The following is a 2,648-nucleotide window of genomic DNA, read 5'->3' as shown; positions in this document are numbered from 1 at the left end:
TTTTGTTTTTTTTTTTTTGTGGTGTTCATCCGTGTGCTATCCCCAACTACCGTTTTCAGCCCCCCCCCGCGGGCCGCCGGGCTGGGAAATCCCAGCCGAGCGTCCGATCAAAGTACTCGCGGCTTGATCAACCGATTACATGCTGCAACGAGCTCTTGAATCCGCCGAGTAGCCGACGGCTTTCCCTGCCGCTCAGTCGCGCGGGTCCCAGCCGTCGGTGTCCACGTCCAGGTCGAGTTCGTCGGCGATGTCACTCCAGTGGGCGAACTTGAAGTTCGTGTTCTCGCGGTCGGGCGTGGTCGGCGTGTTGGCGCCGTCGTGTGAGATGAACAGACCTTCGTCGAAGTCGCCCAGCGGGACGTTCAGCACGGTCGAGCCATCGCTGTGCTCGACGCCGTCGATGCCGTTGTGCGATCCGATCTGGAACTGGCCCAGGTAGGCGTTGGATCCTTCCCTGCGGTAGGCGGCGAAGGTGTTGTCGCCCTGGCTGGAGGCCAGCAGGTAGCCCTTGCCATTCTCTCGGTAGTAGATCGTGAGACCTTCGGCGTCCGCTGTCAGACGCTGGCCGCCGTAGCCCGGGTCCGTACCGGGCGTGCACTCCTCCGTTGCCGGGTCGTAGGTGGCGGGCACGCCGTACTCGCGAACCTTGTCCATCAGCACAGGTGTTCCGGTGAGGTCCGCGCGCATCCGCCAGATGCCGACGTCCTCCTGGGCCGCGTAGAGGACGTCCTTCTCCTGGTCCACGACCATGCCCTCGACCTGCGGCTCCCGGCCCGGCTCGTCGCAGGGGGTCCAGCTCTGGCCGTTCGGCAGGGTGAACGACGCGGGCAGGTTCAGTGTCCTGACGAGCTGATAACCGACCTTGCCGTTCGGCTTGGGAAGAAGCTTGACCAGGCCGATCGAGGTCCTGTGCCGGCGGCTGACCAGCGCGTAGGTGCCGGTGGAGTCCTTCCAGGTGGCCAGGCCGTACGAGGTCTCGGCGTCGTTGACCTGCTCCTGGGTGGTGTTGAACACGAACGGCGCAGCCGGGTCGGTCACGTCGGTGAGCTGGCCGTTCGCGATGGCATAGATCCGCAGCTGGTCCCGGCCACGGTCGGAGACGACCGCGAGATCCCGCCCACCGAAACCGTAGGTGACGTCGACGTTGTTGAACCGTCCGACTTCGTCGTCAGGCCCCGGGGCCGCGGGCGCGGGGAGGTGCTGGAGCTGCTGCCCGTCGAGGTTGTAGACGAAGAGCCCGCCCTCCTTGGCCGTGCCGATCACCAGGCTCTTGCCGGACTTGGACGGGTGGACCCAGATCGCCGGGTCATCACCGTTGGCGTTGCCGCCCGCCTCGTCGTCGAACAGGGCAGGGGTCTCCACTTGGGGGTCCACCAACGGAACGCTATGGCTGGTTGCGGGTATCGCCAGCCCTCCTACCAGCGAGAACGTCAGGGCTGCCAGGAATAGCCTGGACAGAAGACGCATTGCGCCTCCTCGTTTTGGGGGGATAAGGTTCTACAAGAACGTAACGACGAATTCACCATAAATCAATAGGACGTAGTTATGTCAGGACATACGGATGATCTATAGATCATGGAGTGTCCGCCGTCAGGCATGGATGAGCCGGTGGAGCACTGGACTGCGCTCAGCGACAAGGCCCGGCCTGTTGTTTTGAGTCGAAGCGGGGATCGGCGGCGCGCTTGGAGTTGGCTGTGTAGCCGTGCACGTTGCCGTGGCCCTGGATGACATCTGGTCGGTGCCGCAGGCGGCGGTACAGCGGCTGGCGAACCAGCTGACGGTGTTTCCGGCGGCCGGAAGGTCCCCGCCGATGCGCCGACGTCGTTCGTCCCGGCCTGGGGGAGTCTGTCCAATTAACGGCAATGCCGTTGACTTGAGGGTCTGGGTGAGCGGCTATGGCGCGTACGAGCAGGGCAGCCTGGTCAGGACTCTTGCCGGGTTGAACAGGCCGGGGCCGTTTGGGATCCCAGCCGACGTAGCGGATCAGCTTCCGCTTGATTTGCCGGATGACGCTTCGCAGCCGCCGGGGCGGATCGACCTCCTCCAAGACCTCGTCGATGAAGGCCGCCGTCGGTCTCACCATCTGCTCAGAGGAACTGACGGTTGGCCGCGCTGTCGGCCGCCTCCATGGTGGTGCCGCCCAAGGCCATGAGCCGCAGGCCCCGCCAGAACGCCCCCGGCATCGCCGCGTTTGACTGGGGGTCAAGGGGTCGCAGGTTCAAATCCTGTCGTCCCGACCAGGTTTTCGCTGGTCGGCAAGGGTGTCACCCGCAAGGGAGACACCCTTTCTGCATTCTGAGTGACTAACTGAGTGACTATCGCTCCCATCACGTGAAGATCCGGTCCATCGCCTCCGCGCCGCCGAGCAGAACCGGGCGGATCTGCTTTCGGTAGACCGCCTCCGTGACCGCCGTCCCGCTGTGGCCGACGAGCCGCGCGATGTCCTCCAGGGGTACGCCGGAGTCGGACAGCAGCGAGACGAAGCTGTGCCGCATCTCCCGAGGCGTCCAGGCCTTCGCGGGCAGCCCGGCGTCTTTCACGATCTTCCGGAATGCCCGTCGTACGTTGTGGGAGTCCAGGGGAGTGCCGACCAGGGAGGCGAAGACGAGATCGTTCTCCGTCCACTTCGCGCCCGCCGTCTCCCGCTC

Annotated in this window: 3 protein-coding genes; all 3 read right to left on the bottom strand. The window is 64.8% G+C overall.

What is annotated here, in order from left to right:
* Positions 1-192: 192 nt before the first annotated feature.
* Positions 193-1,374: a phytase gene (locus tag ABZU75_RS46150; RefSeq protein ID WP_355569852.1), complete on the bottom strand. Its 1,182-nt coding sequence runs from the start codon at positions 1,372-1,374 to the stop codon at positions 193-195.
* Positions 1,375-2,087: 713 nt separating this feature from the next.
* On the bottom strand, positions 2,088-2,222 hold the full coding sequence (locus tag ABZU75_RS46145; protein ID WP_355569849.1) for a hypothetical protein: 135 nt from the start codon (positions 2,220-2,222) through the stop codon (positions 2,088-2,090).
* Positions 2,223-2,327: 105 nt separating this feature from the next.
* Positions 2,328-2,648: tyrosine-type recombinase/integrase (locus tag ABZU75_RS46140; protein WP_355569846.1), on the bottom strand; the 321-nt coding region annotated here is incomplete at its 5' end.

This window comes from Streptosporangium sp. NPDC005286, assembly GCF_040607515.1.
Taxonomy (GTDB): domain Bacteria; phylum Actinomycetota; class Actinomycetes; order Streptosporangiales; family Streptosporangiaceae; genus Streptosporangium.
The sequence above is the reverse complement of the archived record's forward strand: the minus strand, read 5'-3'. Positions and strand labels throughout refer to the sequence as shown.